We start from the raw sequence: 16324 nt of genomic DNA, 5'->3' as shown, positions 1-16324 counted from the left end.
TTTGCGTAAAAACAAGCTATCATACTCAGTAAACTTACATGAACGCGGGAGATGTCTGATGACTTTAAAGCAGATCGCAAATATGGCGGGTGTATCTATCTCGACGGTATCGCGTATTTTGAATTCCCCTGACAATAGCTTTGCCACCAAAGAAGTTCGCGACAGGGTCTGGAGGTTTGCGAGAGAAATCGGTTATGTACCGGATCAGAATGCCAGAGAACTCAAACTTGGCAGACGTACTTCCCGCAAGTCGTCCCCTCCTTCCATCTCGTGCATCTTGGGGCGCACCAGACAATTGGAGGATGATCCTTTCTTTGCGCAGATGTCGCGTGCCATCGAACAGCAAGCGCTGGATCTGGGCTATGCCGTTCGTCATTCTTACTCGCTCTTTGATATAGAAACCGATACGCTGCTGGATCAGATCGAATCATCACATACGGATGGCGCCATTATATTGGGCCGCTTCAGTAACGACAGCATGAGCTTTCTCGAGAAGCATTACAAAAATTTGGTCTATGTAGGGCGAAATTTCATTTCTGCTAGCTGTGATCAGGTCATATGCGACGGGTATGAAGCTACGCAAATAGCGATGATGCACTTGATTGCCAATGGACACAAACGAATCGGGTATATTGGTGAGACGGTAAACGAGGTAAGGTATGAAGCCTACTGTGATATCATTCGCAAACACGGACTGGAATACTCCGATAAGTGGGTGAGTAACTGCCCGCAGAACGGCCCTGGCGGCTACCAGGGAGCCGAGGAGCTTCTGGCGAAAGCCTCGCCGCTTCCGACTGCCGTATTCTGTGCAACCGACATTGCAGCAATAGCCGCGCTGCGGCGATTCGCGGAGGCAAGAATCAAGGTGCCGGAGCAGCTGTCGATTATTAGCATGGACAATATCGAGCTGTCCGGTTATGTATCCCCGATGCTGACGACTGTGGGAATGCCAATCGTCGAGATGGGCAACTGGGCGGTTCAGCTTTTAATTAATCGTCTCGGCAAGCGTCACGAGCTGCCGGTCAAAGTGCTGCTGCCGAACAAGCTGATTATTCGTGAAAGCGTTGCGAAGAGAAGATAAAGATAAAGAGGGGATGAGGGCTGTGGCGGGTTACCGGTGAGTGACCTGCTGCGGCTCTCTTTATTAATGCAATTTTCGATACAGCCCCAGACCGTTCATGACATAGGGCCGAACGATGTCTACAAGCCCACCGGCTAGATTCTTTTCCTCGACATTTAAACAATAATGCGCAGCCTCATAGATAGATGAACTGGTCATGGCCGCCATGAGTTTTATATGATGCCTGTCCGCCTCGTGGTGGCTATCTCCTCTCAGAATGCTTTCTATAGTTTGCTGCAGCATTTTCTGTATTTTATCGTCGACAAGCGTAGCCATCGATTTGGAATCCATTCTGCAGATTCGATAAAAATCCACGATGTATTGGTGGGTCATCAAGATCAACTGGTTACATATTTCATCCGTAAATTCCTGTGCATTCGCCACTTGCTCTGGAAACCTCTCATGAAAAGCCTGTTCTGTTATTTCCTCAAGCAAAGCAAATTTATCTTCAAAATGGGCGTAAAAGGTGGCACGGTTAATGGTAGCTTCCTGAGCGATATCTTTGATGGTGATTGCATCAAATCCTTTTCTATGCAACAGATCTCTGAACGCTTCTCTAATTAACTGTCGTGTGCGCAACACCCTCGGATCTTCCTGATTTACCATGTCTCCGCCCCCTTGTTAAACATCAAATAACACAATGTGTTGCCTACGCAACATTCCTCTAACACTGCCGGTTGAAATCATTAGCACTGCGAAATTATTATCTTATCAAACAGGTGTTGCTTAAACAATCTGAGACTCATTCTTTGAAAGGAAGGATCATATTGAACACCAAACCGTATAGACTTTTGATATTTGGCGCCGGCGTGATTGGCAGTGTATATGCACTCCGGTTAGCACAGTCGGGACTGAACGTCACTATACTGGCACGAGGAAAGAGATTGGAGACACTGAAAAGGGAAGGGCTGAAATATAACGATAATGGAACGATCAAGCAAATATCGATCCAGACGATCGAGAAACTTGATAACGACGACATTTATGATTTTATTTTGGTCCCAGTCAGATATGATCAAGCCGAATCTGCCCTGTCAGCGATCAAGCATAATCGGAGCAAGACCATCGTCACCTTGACCAACACCATAGGATATGACTCTTGGCTTGAAATCGTGGGTGATCGCTTACTCCCGGGATTCCCAGGCGCTGGTGGAGACATTAAGGAGGGTGTTCTATACGCCCAATTCGGTTCCGAGAAACATCAAGGAACCATTTTTGGAGAAATAAATGGACTGACGACCGAGAGAGTGAAAGAACTCGGCCGAATATTTGAATCAGCGGATCTGCATTATCAAATCCAAAAAGATATTCAGGCATTCCATATTTCGCATACTGCGCTGGCTATTGTCAACAAGCATTTCTATACGAATGACGGAATGGTGGATATAGAGACGGCAAGAAGTGTGAGCACCCTAAGCAAGATTGCCGCAGAGATTAAACAAAACATTCAACTGGTAGAGCAAGCCGGCATTCCGGTAATCCCACCCGAAACGAAGGCAATGGGGGAATTGCCGGACGACGATATTATTTCTCGTTACCGCCAGATGCTGAGCAATGACTTCATTATTGATGTGAAGCTTGGGAACCACGCCGTCAGCCAAAAAGCAGAAATCCTATTATTAGACGAGATGTTTCATAAGATGATATCGATCAGGTGATGACATCGCCGGAGGGTTCATAATATCGCCCCCCTGGATGATGTATCAACCGAAACGGACTAGCGTAATTTCGAACGCTAGTCCGTTTCGGTTTGTTCATTATTCTTCTGTTTGAACTGCATTCGCTCGACATGGGCGGCTCCCCATTGATGCAGGGTTTCCAGAATCGGAGACAGGCTCATGCCGTATTCCGTGATGGAGTATTCCACTTTCGGCGGGATCTGCGGATAAATGACTCGTGTAACGAGCTCTTCCTCCTCCAATTCGCGCAGGTGGAGCGTAAGCATCCTCTGCGTAATCCCGGGCAGCAATCTTCTTAGCTCATTGAACCGCAGAGGCTTACCTTGAAGCAAATGATAAAGGATGATCGGCTTCCACTTGCCGACGATCGAATCCAGCGCCGCAACGAATTGACATTGGGCAGGTTTATCTGGCATACGTTGGCCTCCGTTACAGTACCTTTTTTCATACTATACCACATTATTGTGCCTTCTTTAAATAAGTAAGTACATAATATATGATTACTCCTGTAGATGTACTTCATTTCATTATAGAAAGGAAGTTTTGATCATGGCGACTGTACTGTACATCACCGCACATCCCCTTGATCCTCAGGAATCTGTTAGCCTCGCGGTAGGTAAACAATTTATTGAAGCGTACCATGAAGCTAATCCAACAGATGAAGTTGTGCATTTGGATCTGTACAAAGAGAATATTCCACAATTTGATGCAGATGTATTGCGTGGTTGGGAAAAACTTCGGTCGGGTTCGTCTTTCGATCAACTGTCCGAAGCCGAGCAATCAAAAGTGGCTCGTCTTGACGCGATTGTCGATCAATACGTGGCTGCCGATAAGTACGTGTATGTTTCCCCCATGTGGAATTTCTCGGTCCCGCCGGTTCTGAAAGCATACACGGATGCGACTTCAATTCCGGGCAAAACGTTCAAGTATACCAAGGATGGTCCTGTAGGTCTGTTGTCCGGCAAGAAAGCCTTGCACATTCAAGCTAGCGGTTCCGTTTATTCGGAAGGTCCTCTTGCTGAAATCGAAATGGGATACAGCTATCTGAAAAAGATTTTGCAGTTCTATGGGATTCAATCTACGGAGGCTATTTTTGCTGAAGGAACGGCATCATCAGAGCGGGCTCCAGCCATTAAAGAAGAGGCAATTGCGCATGCTAAGAAAGTAGCGGAACGTTTCTAATACGGGGTTTTTCAAAAGGTTGGGGCGCTCGCAAGAGCGCCCTGTTCTGTTCAAAACCGAAGGCGCTCGCCTGCGGTTTTTCTTATTTCGGACTGCAATAACTTCCGATTGAAATAACAACAAAAGAGAAGAGTCCAAATATCCGCCGATGAAAATAAGACAAGTATCCAAAAAGAAGAAATAATAAAGATATGCAGCTGAATCAGCACTAGATAACCAACAAATAATAAAACCGGAACGAACGCCTTGATGATCCAGTGGAGGCTGCAGAAGCAAACCACAGCGATCACTGAACTCCGTGTTAACAAGATAACGATAATAACCGCAATAGTATCCCTCACAGGATCAGCAAACCACCCGCCTGCAAGCCGGTAAGCCTCAAAAATAACAGGCAGAGCCGCAATGACCGCATAGTTCCCATAATTAATGCAGAATAGGGTGAAGAACCTGACCAAACGGGAGGAGGGATGCAGTAAGTAGTTATACCATTTCTTTGAGATCGCAAAATAGATGACCAACCCGACTGCAGTATACGCCGGATGCCACCAATTGAGCTTGTAGATCCCCAGGAATAGAAACAAGTATTCGATGCCAACAAACATTGCGGTAAATAGTATATTCCAGCGAAACCGGAGATGATATGCAGCGATTAACAAGGCTATTGAGGTAATGTAATACGATTGGGAGAAGTAAGCTCCCAGCGCATTGTCGGCATAGGGCTGTTTCAATATTCCAGGCTTGTACTCGTAGCTGTTTAAGAAGATAAAAATGGCGTCTTCCAAAAAAAGCGATATGGCATTTAAACATAAATACAGCATCCACAGCTTTAGATCCTTTTTCCTCCAAAAAATAACGATGAAGAGGATCGTGCAGAGCACAGCAGGAATGACGAACCATAGGGCTGTCAGCGGAATATCTGTCCGTATCTTTGAAAGCATTTGGTTTGTCCCCAATCGGAATTCTTATAATCCCCAGTATTGCCGTAATACGCAGGAGCACAAACCAAATTGAACCCAATTCGTCTACAGCAGGCGTTCCTCTCTGCGGCTCTAGATAAGTCCTGACATTCTCAGCCACGTTCATGACTTCCTGCAGATCCGTATGTTCGGCCGCGGCGATGGATTGCTTAAAATTCACGGTGTCTTCTGAATACACGGAGCCTTGCAGCACTCAGAACGTGAAAACATCGCCATGCGGCCAACTCGCCGCCGGCGATGTATTTTTTAGGTGCCGAGGTCGGCATGGAGTCGCCAATATTCGATGAATACAGAGCAAGGCATGGACATCGCCTTTGCTCTGTATTTTTGACACGGGGTCAATTATCATATCGTTATGAGGGGTTAATGCGAGACCTTGAAGTTCATCATTCCGTGTCCCAGGGCTGAAGCAACACGAGAAGCCAGTAAGGCCAGCCCTTCTGTTGCTTGCGCACCCGATATATCGCCAATATCGTATATTCGTTTCCAACCGAACGCCTGTTGAAGCAGGGTTGAGACTGCCTGCTTGGCGGCGCCGTCGTTCCCGCTCATAAACAGATCATGATCCCCGTCAGCGACACTGTTGGGATTCACCATCACTCCGGCGGCAATATGGTTCATGACTTTGACCACTTTAGATTCAGGGAATGCGAATTGAATTCGTTCGCCTAGCGATTCTCCGGTCGATGTAAACAGCGACATTCGGCCGTCCTTGAAATCAATCGGCAGTGACACGTCCAAGAGGACTTTTCCATGCAGATTTTGTTCCCCAGCCAGATTAAGAGCCTCGATCGCATCACGACCCGTTACCGCGTGAATAAGCAATTCGCCAAAAGCGGCCGCCTCACTAAGCGTACCGACAAAGATTGTTGTATGGTCCGCATTCTCTACTTGAACCCAATCCGCAAGTTTCTCTGGTCGCCGGGATCCAAGCATTACGGGATAACCCTGCTTGGCTAACGCAGACCCTAACGTTTTGCCGGCGTTGCCGGCTCCAATAATTCCGATCTTCATCGTATTCTCCGCCTCCTAGGGTAATTTGTGGTCCCCCTGGAAAGAGCATATAACGGACGATGTTTCTCGAAAAGAACGCAATTTTTTTTGCCATACTCTACTTTTCTGGATCAACTAATGTTTTGTAAGGAGGAATTGCCGTGAATCAACCCAATGAGAGTGAATTGCCTTGCTACCCAGCCATTGTTGCCGCAATCGAGGTGATTAGCGGTAAGTGGTCGTATTCTGTGATTTCTCAGCTGTGCCAAGGGGCCCAGCGTTTCAATCAACTTCATCGAAGTCTAACTGGCATTAGCATCCAGTCACTTACTGACACGCTTCGTCATTTGGAGCAGCGCGGTATCGTTATTCGTAAAGTGTTTCCAACTGTACCGGTAACCGTCGAATATGCATTAACGGAGAGCGGAATGGCGTATAGCGAGGTGCTTGTACAGATGCGTGACTGGGGAGTGAAATGGGGAGTGCAATCCCCTGATAACGGAACCAACTCCACAGTTGGAGTGCCGTGAACAGCTTCTCACTGCCGGAAATCTCTCCAGGGGAATTAATTGGTGCGAAGTTCGCCATCAGATTGTGATTGAAAATGCTGCCCGCATCCTCTATTATTAGACATTGATAATCATTATCGTCGGTTTATAAATTTGGAATTGAACTATAGATGGAGTGAACATGATGACACTGCTGGAAACGACCGCCGGTTCCAACGTTAAAGTTACGAATTTAGATAGCGTCCATGCGCTAGTTCGCCGACGTCTTGGGGACCTCGGCGTCATGGTGGGATCCGTCATTTCACTCCGCAAGACGATGCCGTTCGGCGGTCCTTGCACGATTGAGATTAAGGGGCAATGGATAGCTATCCGTCGCAAGGATGCAGGCAGCATTCTGGTAGAGGGCGTATGATCAAGCTTGCATTGACCGGCAACCCCAATACCGGCAAAACCTCGCTCTTCAATATGCTGACGGATTCCTATGAATATGTCGGTAATTGGGCCGGCGTTACGATCGAGAAGAAGGTCGGCATGCTGAACAATAAACGCGGCCAGCTCATCGACTTGCCGGGCATTTACTCGCTCAGTCCTCTGTCGCGTGACGAAGGGGTAACGACGCTGTATTTGCTGGACGAGACGCCTTCCATGCTATTGAATGTCGTGGATGCTTCGCAGCTGGAGCGCAACCTGCATCTGACGATCCAGCTGCTGGAATATGGCCGTCCGGTCGTCTTGGCGCTCAATATGATTGATGTAGCCAAGAAGCGCGGCTTGAACATTGATGTGGAGCAGCTTGCGAAGCAGATCGGCATTCCGATTGTACCTGTCATCGCACGCACCGGATACGGCTGTGATGCGCTGCTGGAAACCTCGATTCAATCGAGCGGTGACAGCGGCATTGCCGCTAGTCCGCGCCGATTCGATTACGGACCGGTGCTGGAGGGAGCGATCAGTAGACTGGAAGCAATGCTGCCGAAGGAACTGACGTCCGCAAGATGGCTTGCGCTGCAACTGCTGGAGGGTAACATTCCAGTTCTGCAGAAGCTTCGCCAGTATGTCGATCCGGTGCAGCTGCAGGCTTGTTACGTTGAAACGGAGAAGCTCGTTCAGGAAACTGGCGGCATAAGGCTGGCGGATTATATCCGCGACCGGCGTGCCGCCATCATCCAGGGATGGCTGCAGCAATCTGTTCGCGAGACGAAAGAGCAGCATACGACGCTATCAGAGCGTATCGATGCCATCGTCATGAACAAGTTTCTAGGTATTCCCGTGTTCTTGGCGTTTATGTATTTGACGTTCAAGCTCACCTTCGATTGGTTCGGCACACCGCTATCCGACGCGCTCGATTCGCTGCTCAATGGTTTTGTGCGAGACAACGTTTCCTCGTTCCTCGATTCGGCTGGCGCGGCCGCTTTCATTAAAGCGGTCTTGCTCGATGGGGTGATTTCCGGGGTGGGCGGGGTGCTTGTGTTCGTACCGCAGATCTTCATGCTGTTCCTCATTATTTCCTTTATTGAGGACTCTGGTTATATGGCGAGGATTGCGACTGTTATGGACAAACTGCTCGAAGGCGTCGGACTGAACGGCAAAGCATTCATCCCGATGATCATTGGGTTCGGCTGCAACGTACCGGGCATCATGGCTGCACGGACGATCGAGCAGCCCAAGGAGCGTCTGCTCACGATTCTGCTGACGCCGTTGATGTCATGCTCCGCGCGTCTGTCCGTGTATAGTTTGTTCGTCGGAACGTTCTTCGAGAAGAATCAAGCCCTTATCGTGCTGTCGCTGTATGTGCTTGGCGTCGTCGTAGCGCTGGCGCTTGCGAAACTGTTCTCCTTCACGCTCGCCAAGGAGGAGGAGTCAATGTTTATCGTCGAGATGCCGCCGTACCGCATTCCGCAGTGGCGGACGCTCTCCCGCAGCACGTGGGAGAAGGGCAAGGGCTTCGTCCGCAAAGCCGGAACGTTCATTTTCGGCGGTTCCGTCGTGATCTGGATGCTGGGTTATTCGGGCTTCTCCGGCTGGAATGTGCCAATGAACGAAAGCTTCTTGCAGACGATCGGTTCAGTTATATCGCCGATTATGCAGCCGCTTGGCTTCGGAAACTGGCAGGCAGGGGCGGCGCTTATCACAGGCTTTTTGGCCAAAGAGGTCGTCGTATCGACGATGGGCATCATCTATGCTGCGCCGACCGATGCTGGACTGGAAGGGGCGATCACGCAATTCTTCACCCCGCTGCAGGCATACAGCTTCATGGTATTCATACTGTTATATGTTCCTTGCTTGGCAACGGTCGGCGTGATTCGCAGCGAGACGAAGTCCGCGAAGTGGACTTGGTTCTCGGTCATCTATGCACTTATTGTCGCTTACATTATCGCATTCATTATTTATCGCGCAGGTCTGTTATTGGGCTTTCACTAATTCCCGGGAGGAACTGGAACCATGCTGTTCAACATTATCGCAGGTGCTGCGATCTTCGGCTATGCAGGCTGGACGCTGATGCGTTACGTGCGTAAGACTAAGCAGGGCAAATGTGCTGCGTGCTCGCTTCAATCCTCATGCCAGACGGCATGCTCCAGCGTTAGCAGCCCGCCTGCTCGCGTGGAATGAATGCTGTTATAATCTAATGACAGCGAAGGCTCTCCGAACGTCGTCGAACGATGACCTCGGAGAGCCTTTTCTTTATGACCCTCTGAGCCAACATTCGGCTTCCCTGATTATTAGCCAATACGGTATAATCCTCAAATAAACATACAAATATTTGCTCTTTTGGCGAAGCGGGAGAGTGCCCATGAATTCTGGTAAAAAAATTCTGATCGTCGAAGATGAGAGGGGATTCTTCAACGGAAGAAATTGCGTATAAAATGAAAAAGGCTACAACGGATCCAGCCCGTATTCATAAAAACGATCCCGGACACCCGGACATCTGTCCCATATACGCTTACCATCGAGCATTCCGGCCGAAGGACTCCTCTGAAATTCGCGAGGGATGCGAGAAGGCGACGATCGGGTGTTCTGCCTGCAAAGGGCTTATTACATCTGCATTAGAGCGGCTTATTGAACCGATGAGAGAACGCAGGTCTTATTATGCCGCAAGACCGGATGTTATTGATGACATTCTAATAACCGGGACTCGGCGTGCCCGCGGGATAGCGCAGGAAACGATGAAAGAAGTGCGAGAAGCGATGAGTCTTAACTATTTTGACTGAATCGGCCATAACGAAAAACACCTGCCGACAGGCTGCAAGTAAAACGGATACCCCCAATTGGAGGTATCCGTTCTTGCATCACGGTATAAATGACTTCACAACAATAGGCTAAATCCTCCGTACCTCACACTCAAAAGGCTCTTCGCACGAGTAAATCTCGTCGAAAAATCCCTCATACGGAATATCGTCCTCCATGCATTTGATGAGATAGGACAACCTCTCGTCGCACTCCGGCTCTTCGCCATTGTTACGCATGACCTCGAAGGCATCGACGATGCTTTCCAAGATCGTTACCTTAATAAATAAGGGCAGTTGTTCGAGCATGGATTGTTCGATTTCGGTCTCGGACCGGTAACCCGCAAGGACGGTTTCAAAATAATCGTCCATGAACTTTCGGCGTTTGTCGACGTCCTGCTCGAATTGGATCCAGCCGACGCCATGCGTCCAGACATTCGCCAGATCGTACATGTACCAGCAGAAACAAGAATTATCGAAATCGAATACAGTGATCTGCCCGGTGCCATAGTCAATCATATAATTGCCGTCGCTATAATCAAAATGGACCATACCGAATGACTCCGGGTTCTGATCCAACTCCGTTAATGTTCCAAGGAGCTCTGCAAGCTTTTCCTTCAGAAGGGACAACGAGTCGGGTATCAGCTTATCGATATACTCGGTGTTGTACTTATCAAAAAAGCTATACCTGCGATGGGTAGGCGTATACCCTTTCGATAGTTGGTGCATCTTGCCGAGGGTTTTGCCGCAGTTATAATAATATTCGGTAATTGGAGCGCCCTCCCGATACCGGTAATGATTGTCCGCAAGCAACATTCCCTTGGCCTTATCGAATACGCAGACAAAAAAGGGATGCTGACGATGAAGGATCTCTTCGAGCAGATTTCCCTTCTTGGAGCGGACTACATCCGAGACGCTGCCGCCGTGTTCGAACAGATACCGGATATATTCAACTTCTGCCAGAAAATATTCCCGGCTCCTGTCGCTTAAGAAGGCTATACGGATTACTTTGGCGCTAGCGCCTTCTTTCTCACAGGTATAAGCCACATTCCGTCCACCATCATGTGCATCGACAGGTCTGATTTCGTAACCTTCCAGCCCGTACAATTCCGATATCAATGGAAGCAAAAACTCGTCGCCAATCTTAACAACTTCGTTATAAGTGATCATAACTCTCTCCTTTAATTACGGAGAGCTAGATTATCGTTACTCTCCGTTTATTTTGACTGTTCAAGCTCATTTGCATAAATGTCACCCTTCGTATATGAAATATCTATCTGAACACAAGGAAACCTTGTGGTGCTGCATATATCATAATTTAATACAACATATGTGGCAATAAATTCATAAATTGGAGGATTAAAAGTTACAGAGCAGGACAAAAGCGCCATCTCCCAAGCGGGAGATGGCGCTTCTTCGCATACACATAATCCGAGCTTAGATAAACTGCCTTACATCGTTATTGCGGCTAAAGCGGTAGATGGCGACCAGCGTGAACACGGCGGCGAAGGCGATAAGAATGGCCAGGTTGAGCCCGAGACTTCCGATCGCTTGACCGTCCTGCAGCTTCGTAATCGTGTCGAGTAGCCAATGCTGCGGAAGGAAGCTCGAGATTTTCTGCACGGTATCCGGCATAATCTCAGCTGGGAAGAAGCAGCCGGCAAGCAGGCAAGTCGGCGTAATGATCAGCGTCTGCAATGCGCTGGCGCCTCTTCTGTTCTTCGAGAACGCGGTGATCAGCAAGCCAAGGCTGATGGCGACAGGCGAGAACAGGAGGAGCGTGCCGAGCAAATCTCGCAGCGGGACGCCAGAGTCGATGCCGATGGCGTACTTCAGGATCAACAGCGTAACGACAATCTGCAGCACCTGAATGATGAAGGCGACCAGCACGTTCGCAAGCACGAATCCCCGGGCCGACAGCGGCGATGAGAGCAGGCGAAGGAAGGTACGATCTTCTCTCTCCTTCAGAATGAGTTCGCTCATGTTGACCGCGGAGAAGAGGAGGAACATCAGCAGGAAGCCGATCGATTGATACGTCATGTCTTTATACTTCGCAGTATCCTTCAGCGACTCGGATTCGAGCTTGAAGCTGGACTGTTTGTAATCTGCATAGATGGCGTCGAACGCCTCCGCGTCGCTCTTCGTCGCTTGGCCGATCGCGGCGACGTTGCCAAGGTAGCCGTTAAGCAGTGCCTTCACGTAAGCGGTCACTTCCGCTCCTTTGGCGGAGACGAGGCGCAGACGGGCCGGCTCGCCGTCCCGGACGCTGTCCGCGAATCCTTGCTCGAAGATAAGGCCGCTATCCAGCTTGCCGGAGGCGATGTCCTTGTTCATGGACGCTTCGTCCGTCATCGTGATCTTCACGTTGTTCAGACCTTCGACAAAATGAATCGTATCTTGCGTCAACGTCTTGCCGCCGTCCTGATTGAGGACGCCGACGTGTAAGCTGCCGCCGCTTGCGCTTCCGTAGATCAGCATGGAGAGCAGGATGGCGGCGACTGGCAAGCCGAAGTAGACGATCCAGCTCGATTTCTTGCGGAAGGTCGTGCGGAGCAACCTGCGAACAATCCACATCATGTTATTCATATTAGAACGCCTCCCGTTTGCGCATCGTAATGGCGACGAATGCGAGGAATGCTGCCGCTATCGCGGTATTAAGCCCGATGACCGGGAACACGGCATTCAAGTCGTCGTTATAGATCAAGTTCATCAACGCCTCATTCGCCCAGCGCAGAGGCGAGACATTGGCGAGTCCGCTGAAGAAGCCGGATGCCTCGTCGACGGGGAAGTAGGCGCCGCCGAACATGGATGCCAATTGAACGAAGAGCATCATGACGGCGTTGACCGATTCGTCTTTGAATAGGAAGGCGACGCCAAGGCCGAAGCTGACCGCTAGCAGAACTTCGGTGAACAGCAGGAGGAACACGAAGCCGAGGTGATGGCCCCAGTTGGCGCCGAACGCGTATTTGCTGAACAAGACGACCGCGAGAATGCACAGGAAGTTGATGATGGAGCTTGCAATTACCTTGCCTGCGAAAATTTCCAGCTTCCCGACAGGTGCTGCGGCCAGCCGGAGCGCCGTCTTCCGCTTCACTTCACCGCGAATGAGCCAGCTAGCCGACATGCACGCATAGAGAGCAATCATCGTCGATTGCGCGATCGCGTAATAATCGATGGAGCCCGGTTTACGGTCTGGATCGAGCGAGGACTCCTGGACGAACGAACCGGCCGACGTCGATCCCGCGATGATGCCTTCCGCCGCTTCGGGATTGTTTCTTACCGCTGCCGCGGCTAAGCTGTATTTGTCGGCGAACGAGGTTAGCATGCCTTGGATGATATTGCTCGAGATCGTCTCGCGGCTGCTTCCGTAGAAGCGAATGCCGTTGTCGTCGATCTCCGCGTACGCCGTAAACTGATTATCTTGAACGGCTTCCTTGCCTTTGATGTCGTTCGCGGCAGGCGTCACCTCGACGCCTTCTCGGCCGATCGCTTGAGCGAAGCCGTTCCAATAGCTTTGCAGCTGCTGGTTCTGGGCGGTATTGTTCACAAGCAGCTTCATATCTCCGACTTCGATTCCGCTATTGAAGGCGTTCGTGAGCGCCGTTCCGAGGATCAGAATAAGCACGATCGGAAAGGCAAGCATAAAGAGCAGGGTGCGCCTATCCCGCAAGTCCTTCTTGATCTCGAATAATGCAATGCGAAGCACATTCACGTTGTTCGTCCTCCTTAGTCGCGCAGGTTCCGGCCGGTTAAAGTCAGGAACACCGTCTCCAGATTGGGCGCTTGCTCTTCGACCGAGCTGATCTCGACTTGATCACCGATCAACTGTTGGATAACCCAATTGAGATTGTTGATCTCGCCTCTCGATACGATCTTGACCGTCTGTTCTTCCAACCGAACGGAATTGACGCCGGAAATTCGCTTCAGCGCGTCCAGGTCAAGACGCTCGGGGTTCCTCACGCCGATCCAGGTCTCCTTCGTATCGGTGATGATGGACTTGAGCTGCTCTTTCGTGCCCTCCGCGATGATCTTGCCGTGGTCGACGATCGCGATTCGTGTGCAGATCTCTTCGACCTCCTCCATATAGTGGCTCGTATAGATAACCGAGCAGCCCATCTGATTCAGCTTCTTGACCGAATTCAGAATATAGTTGCGCGACTGAGGATCGATCCCTACGGTCGGTTCGTCCATGATGATGAGCTTCGGGCGGTGGGCGATGGCGCAGGCGATGTTGAGGCGCCGTTTCATGCCGCCGGAGAAGCTCTTCGGCAGAGCCTTATGCTTGTCGCCGAGACCGACGAACTCCAGCGCCTCCTCCGTGCGTTCCTTCAGCAGCGAGCCGCGGAGACCGTACAATCCGGCGAAGAAGCTCACATTCTCATAGGCGGACATCTCTTCGTAGATCGCGAGATCCTGCGGTACGATGCCGATGTTCATCTTGGCGAATTTATTCTCCTTCACGATGTCTCGGCCGAGAAGCTGAATCTCTCCCTTCGAGATCCGCAGCAGAGAGGAGATCATGTTAATCGTCGTGCTCTTGCCTGCGCCGTTCGCTCCGAGGAAGCCGAAGATTTCTCCTTCGCGAACGCTGAGATTCATGTTATCGACGGCGATGAAGTCGCCGAATTTTTTGGTCAGGTTGCGGATTTCCAATACGTTCATCCGTATCACTCCGTTTTCGTTAATGGTTATGGCTTAATTCTAATAAAAAAGGATGACCTCATGTCAGTGCATAAGTTCATCCTTTGCATATGAGAAATTTCATGTTCTGAGCATGAGTTCTTTCATCTGCCCTTCTGGAAGGGCAGGAGAGTGGCCACGCGGAAGCCTTTCGCACCGTCGACAATGACGGTTCCTCCTGCTGACGCGGCTCTCTCCTCCATGCCGACAATGCCCAGCCCTTTGACGATCTTGTCCGCGCCTTGGCCGTTGTCGGCGACGACGGACTGGATCATGCGGTTCAGCACGCGAATCTCGAACTCGATGACAGTCGCCTCTCCGTACTTCAGCGAATTCGTGACTGCCTCCGTCGTGTTCTCATGGATGATCTTCCATTGAAGAGGCGTGATTAGATTCAGATCTCCCGTATGCGTGACGGTCGCGTTCACCGCGTGATTGGCGGACAGCTCGTCAGCGAACAGCCGAAGCCGGTGGATGCCAAGCTCCTCCGAGCGGGGCTTCATATCCTTAAGAGTAAGCCGGATACGCTCCAGCCCCTCCTTGGAGATGGCAATTGCATTGCCGAGCAACTCCGACGCCTTGTCCGGATTCGCGACGAACAGACGCCTGGACGCTTCCATCTGGATGAGCGCCCCGGCCATCGCATGGCCGACCTCGTCGTGAATCTGCTGCGACAGCCGATTGCGCTCCTCCAGCTTGATGGTGTGCTCGGATTGGCGTATATATTCCTCGTTCATGATAAGGGATTGCCTCAGACGCTGCAGATCGAGGCGAAGCGTCTCCTTCTCCTCGCTGAGCTTCTCGAGCTTCTCCGTATGAACCCGCATGCCATAGTAGAGAAGCAGGCTTAAGGAGGTCGCGAGCGGATAGACCGGCGTCTCATCGCTTGGGATGAGGAACAGCGGGACAATGCCAAGCAGCAGGGCCAGGCGGTTCCTTCCTCCCGACAGCAGCACCATTTCATAGAGATTGACGGGCAGTAGGAGGATAAAAATCGTATTCATACGAAAGGCGAGCAGAGTGACCAATACGGCCGAGGCGATCACCCCCAAGAGCTGAAGGCGTCTGTGCTTCCTCAGAATCGGAATGGCCATGTTCACGCATAAGTAGGACAAGTAGGCGAGCATCTCCCAAGGAGACGCTCCGCGCACGACGGAATAAGAGACGAAGATGACATAGAAGAGCAATATAGCCTTGTTGCCAATGATCCAGAATTCCATGTCGAGATCCCCTAATCTTCCGATGGCTTGACTTCGCCCGTCAAATAATAGATCGCGATCTGCGTCCGGTGTTCAAGTCCCGTCTTGTTCAGAATGGACGTGATGTAATTGGCGGTCGTGCCCTCGGAGATGAATAACTTCTTCGAGATTTCCTTGTTGGAGAGCCCTTTGGCGATTTGCGCCATAACGTCGAGCTCGCGCTCTGTGAACGGGCTGCGGTCAAACCGATCCGAACCGGAGGCGGGTTGAACCGGCTTGGAAGCCGCAGTCGGATCGTTATGCGCTTCGCGGCTGGTCTGAGGAGTCACTTGCGCACCCATTACCAGATTGGATTTGATCTTATCCAGAACGACGTCTTGGAGAACGTGATGGTCGTTGTACACGCTCTTGATGGCGTCACGGATTCGCTCGGGGTCATTGTTCTTCAGGAGGTACCCTCTGGCGCCTGACCGAACCGCCTCGAGAATGTATTCATCGTCGTCGAACGTCGTAAGGATCAGCGGCTTCGCCTTCGTGTGCTCGGTTAGGAGGCGGGTTGCCTCGACGCCGTTCATGTTCGGCATTCGCACATCGAGCAGGGCGACGTCCACTTCGTGCGAGCGGCAATAATCGATCGCCTCCGCTCCGTCGGCAACGGTGGCGACCACCTCGAACTCGTCGAATGTGGTGAGGATAATCTTCATTCCTTCTCGGATAAATGAATTATCGTCTGCAATCAACACTTTTATTTTCAATAGATA

The 16324-nt window shown here is 50.6% G+C and carries 17 protein-coding genes; 7 read left to right on the top strand and 10 right to left on the bottom strand.

Going from position 1 to position 16324, the window contains the following annotated elements; genetic code table 11:
• The first annotated feature begins 58 nt into the window (after positions 1-58).
• On the top strand, positions 59-1081 hold the full coding sequence (locus PKO01S_RS19875; RefSeq protein WP_127533188.1) for a LacI family DNA-binding transcriptional regulator: 1023 nt from the start codon (positions 59-61) through the stop codon (positions 1079-1081).
• A 63-nt stretch (positions 1082-1144) separates the two neighbouring features.
• On the opposite strand, the gene PKO01S_RS19870 is transcribed toward PKO01S_RS19875, so the two are convergent.
• A complete protein-coding gene (locus tag PKO01S_RS19870) occupies positions 1145-1726 on the bottom strand; it encodes a TetR/AcrR family transcriptional regulator (protein WP_127533187.1) in 582 nt (193 codons plus the stop codon).
• A gap of 161 nt (positions 1727-1887) precedes the next feature.
• Between PKO01S_RS19870 and PKO01S_RS19865 the strand changes: the two genes are divergently transcribed.
• On the top strand, positions 1888-2778 hold the full coding sequence (locus PKO01S_RS19865) for a ketopantoate reductase family protein (protein WP_127533186.1): 891 nt from the start codon (positions 1888-1890) through the stop codon (positions 2776-2778).
• 77 nt (positions 2779-2855) lie between these two features.
• Here PKO01S_RS19865 and PKO01S_RS19860 read toward each other — a convergent pair whose 3' ends face one another.
• A complete protein-coding gene (locus PKO01S_RS19860) occupies positions 2856-3215 on the bottom strand; it encodes a winged helix-turn-helix transcriptional regulator (protein ID WP_127533185.1) in 360 nt (119 codons plus the stop codon).
• A gap of 133 nt (positions 3216-3348) precedes the next feature.
• On the opposite strand from PKO01S_RS19860, the gene PKO01S_RS19855 reads away from it, so the two are divergent.
• Positions 3349-3981, top strand: coding sequence for an FMN-dependent NADH-azoreductase (locus PKO01S_RS19855; RefSeq protein WP_127533184.1), 633 nt, complete (start codon positions 3349-3351; stop codon positions 3979-3981).
• A 50-nt stretch (positions 3982-4031) separates the two neighbouring features.
• On the opposite strand, the gene PKO01S_RS28890 is transcribed toward PKO01S_RS19855, so the two are convergent.
• Together PKO01S_RS28890 and PKO01S_RS19845 are read right to left on the bottom strand one after the other, a co-directional pair.
• Entirely contained in the window at positions 4032-4919 is an 888-nt protein-coding gene (locus PKO01S_RS28890; RefSeq protein WP_164779678.1) for a hypothetical protein, read from the bottom strand.
• Between the two features lie 402 nt (positions 4920-5321).
• On the bottom strand, positions 5322-5972 hold the full coding sequence (locus PKO01S_RS19845; protein ID WP_127533183.1) for an NADPH-dependent F420 reductase: 651 nt from the start codon (positions 5970-5972) through the stop codon (positions 5322-5324).
• A gap of 140 nt (positions 5973-6112) precedes the next feature.
• On the opposite strand from PKO01S_RS19845, the gene PKO01S_RS19840 reads away from it, so the two are divergent.
• The 4 genes from PKO01S_RS19840 (at position 6113) to PKO01S_RS19825 (ending at position 9070) form a co-directional block, all read left to right on the top strand.
• Positions 6113-6481 carry a winged helix-turn-helix transcriptional regulator gene (locus PKO01S_RS19840; protein ID WP_127533182.1) on the top strand — a complete coding sequence of 123 codons (369 nt, stop codon included), beginning with the start codon at positions 6113-6115 and terminating at the stop codon, positions 6479-6481.
• A gap of 160 nt (positions 6482-6641) precedes the next feature.
• On the top strand, positions 6642-6872 hold the full coding sequence (locus tag PKO01S_RS19835) for a FeoA family protein (protein WP_246070651.1): 231 nt from the start codon (positions 6642-6644) through the stop codon (positions 6870-6872).
• Positions 6869-8881 carry a ferrous iron transport protein B gene (gene feoB, locus PKO01S_RS19830; protein ID WP_127533181.1) on the top strand — a complete coding sequence of 671 codons (2013 nt, stop codon included), beginning with the start codon at positions 6869-6871 and terminating at the stop codon, positions 8879-8881. Before PKO01S_RS19835 ends, feoB begins: the two co-directional genes overlap by 4 nt.
• Positions 8882-8902: 21 nt before the next feature.
• Positions 8903-9070 (top strand): FeoB-associated Cys-rich membrane protein, encoded by a 168-nt coding sequence (locus PKO01S_RS19825; RefSeq protein WP_127533180.1) that lies wholly within the window; start codon positions 8903-8905, stop codon positions 9068-9070.
• 707 nt (positions 9071-9777) lie between these two features.
• Here PKO01S_RS19825 and PKO01S_RS19820 read toward each other — a convergent pair.
• The 6 genes from PKO01S_RS19820 to PKO01S_RS19795 form a co-directional block, all read right to left on the bottom strand.
• Positions 9778-10854, bottom strand: coding sequence for a phosphotransferase enzyme family protein (locus PKO01S_RS19820; protein ID WP_174818598.1), 1077 nt, complete (start codon positions 10852-10854; stop codon positions 9778-9780).
• 267 nt (positions 10855-11121) lie between these two features.
• Positions 11122-12270, bottom strand: coding sequence for an ABC transporter permease (locus tag PKO01S_RS19815; protein WP_127533179.1), 1149 nt, complete (start codon positions 12268-12270; stop codon positions 11122-11124).
• Between the two features lies 1 nt (position 12271).
• Positions 12272-13396: an ABC transporter permease gene (locus PKO01S_RS19810; protein ID WP_127533178.1), complete on the bottom strand. Its 1125-nt coding sequence runs from the start codon at positions 13394-13396 to the stop codon at positions 12272-12274.
• A gap of 14 nt (positions 13397-13410) precedes the next feature.
• Positions 13411-14346 (bottom strand): ABC transporter ATP-binding protein, encoded by a 936-nt coding sequence (locus PKO01S_RS19805; protein ID WP_127533177.1) that lies wholly within the window; start codon positions 14344-14346, stop codon positions 13411-13413.
• A 122-nt stretch (positions 14347-14468) separates the two neighbouring features.
• Positions 14469-15584: a histidine kinase gene (locus PKO01S_RS19800; protein WP_127533176.1), complete on the bottom strand. Its 1116-nt coding sequence runs from the start codon at positions 15582-15584 to the stop codon at positions 14469-14471.
• A gap of 11 nt (positions 15585-15595) precedes the next feature.
• Complete coding sequence (locus tag PKO01S_RS19795; RefSeq protein ID WP_127533175.1) at positions 15596-16318, bottom strand: response regulator transcription factor; 723 nt, start codon at positions 16316-16318, stop codon at positions 15596-15598.
• Positions 16319-16324: the final 6 nt, after the last annotated feature.

The sequence above is a fragment of the Paenibacillus kobensis NBRC 15729 genome, from assembly GCF_004000825.1.
Taxonomy (GTDB): Bacteria; Bacillota; Bacilli; order Paenibacillales; family Paenibacillaceae; genus Paenibacillus_T; species Paenibacillus_T kobensis.
Note: the sequence above shows the minus strand (reverse complement) of the source record. Positions and strands in the feature narration are given on the sequence as shown.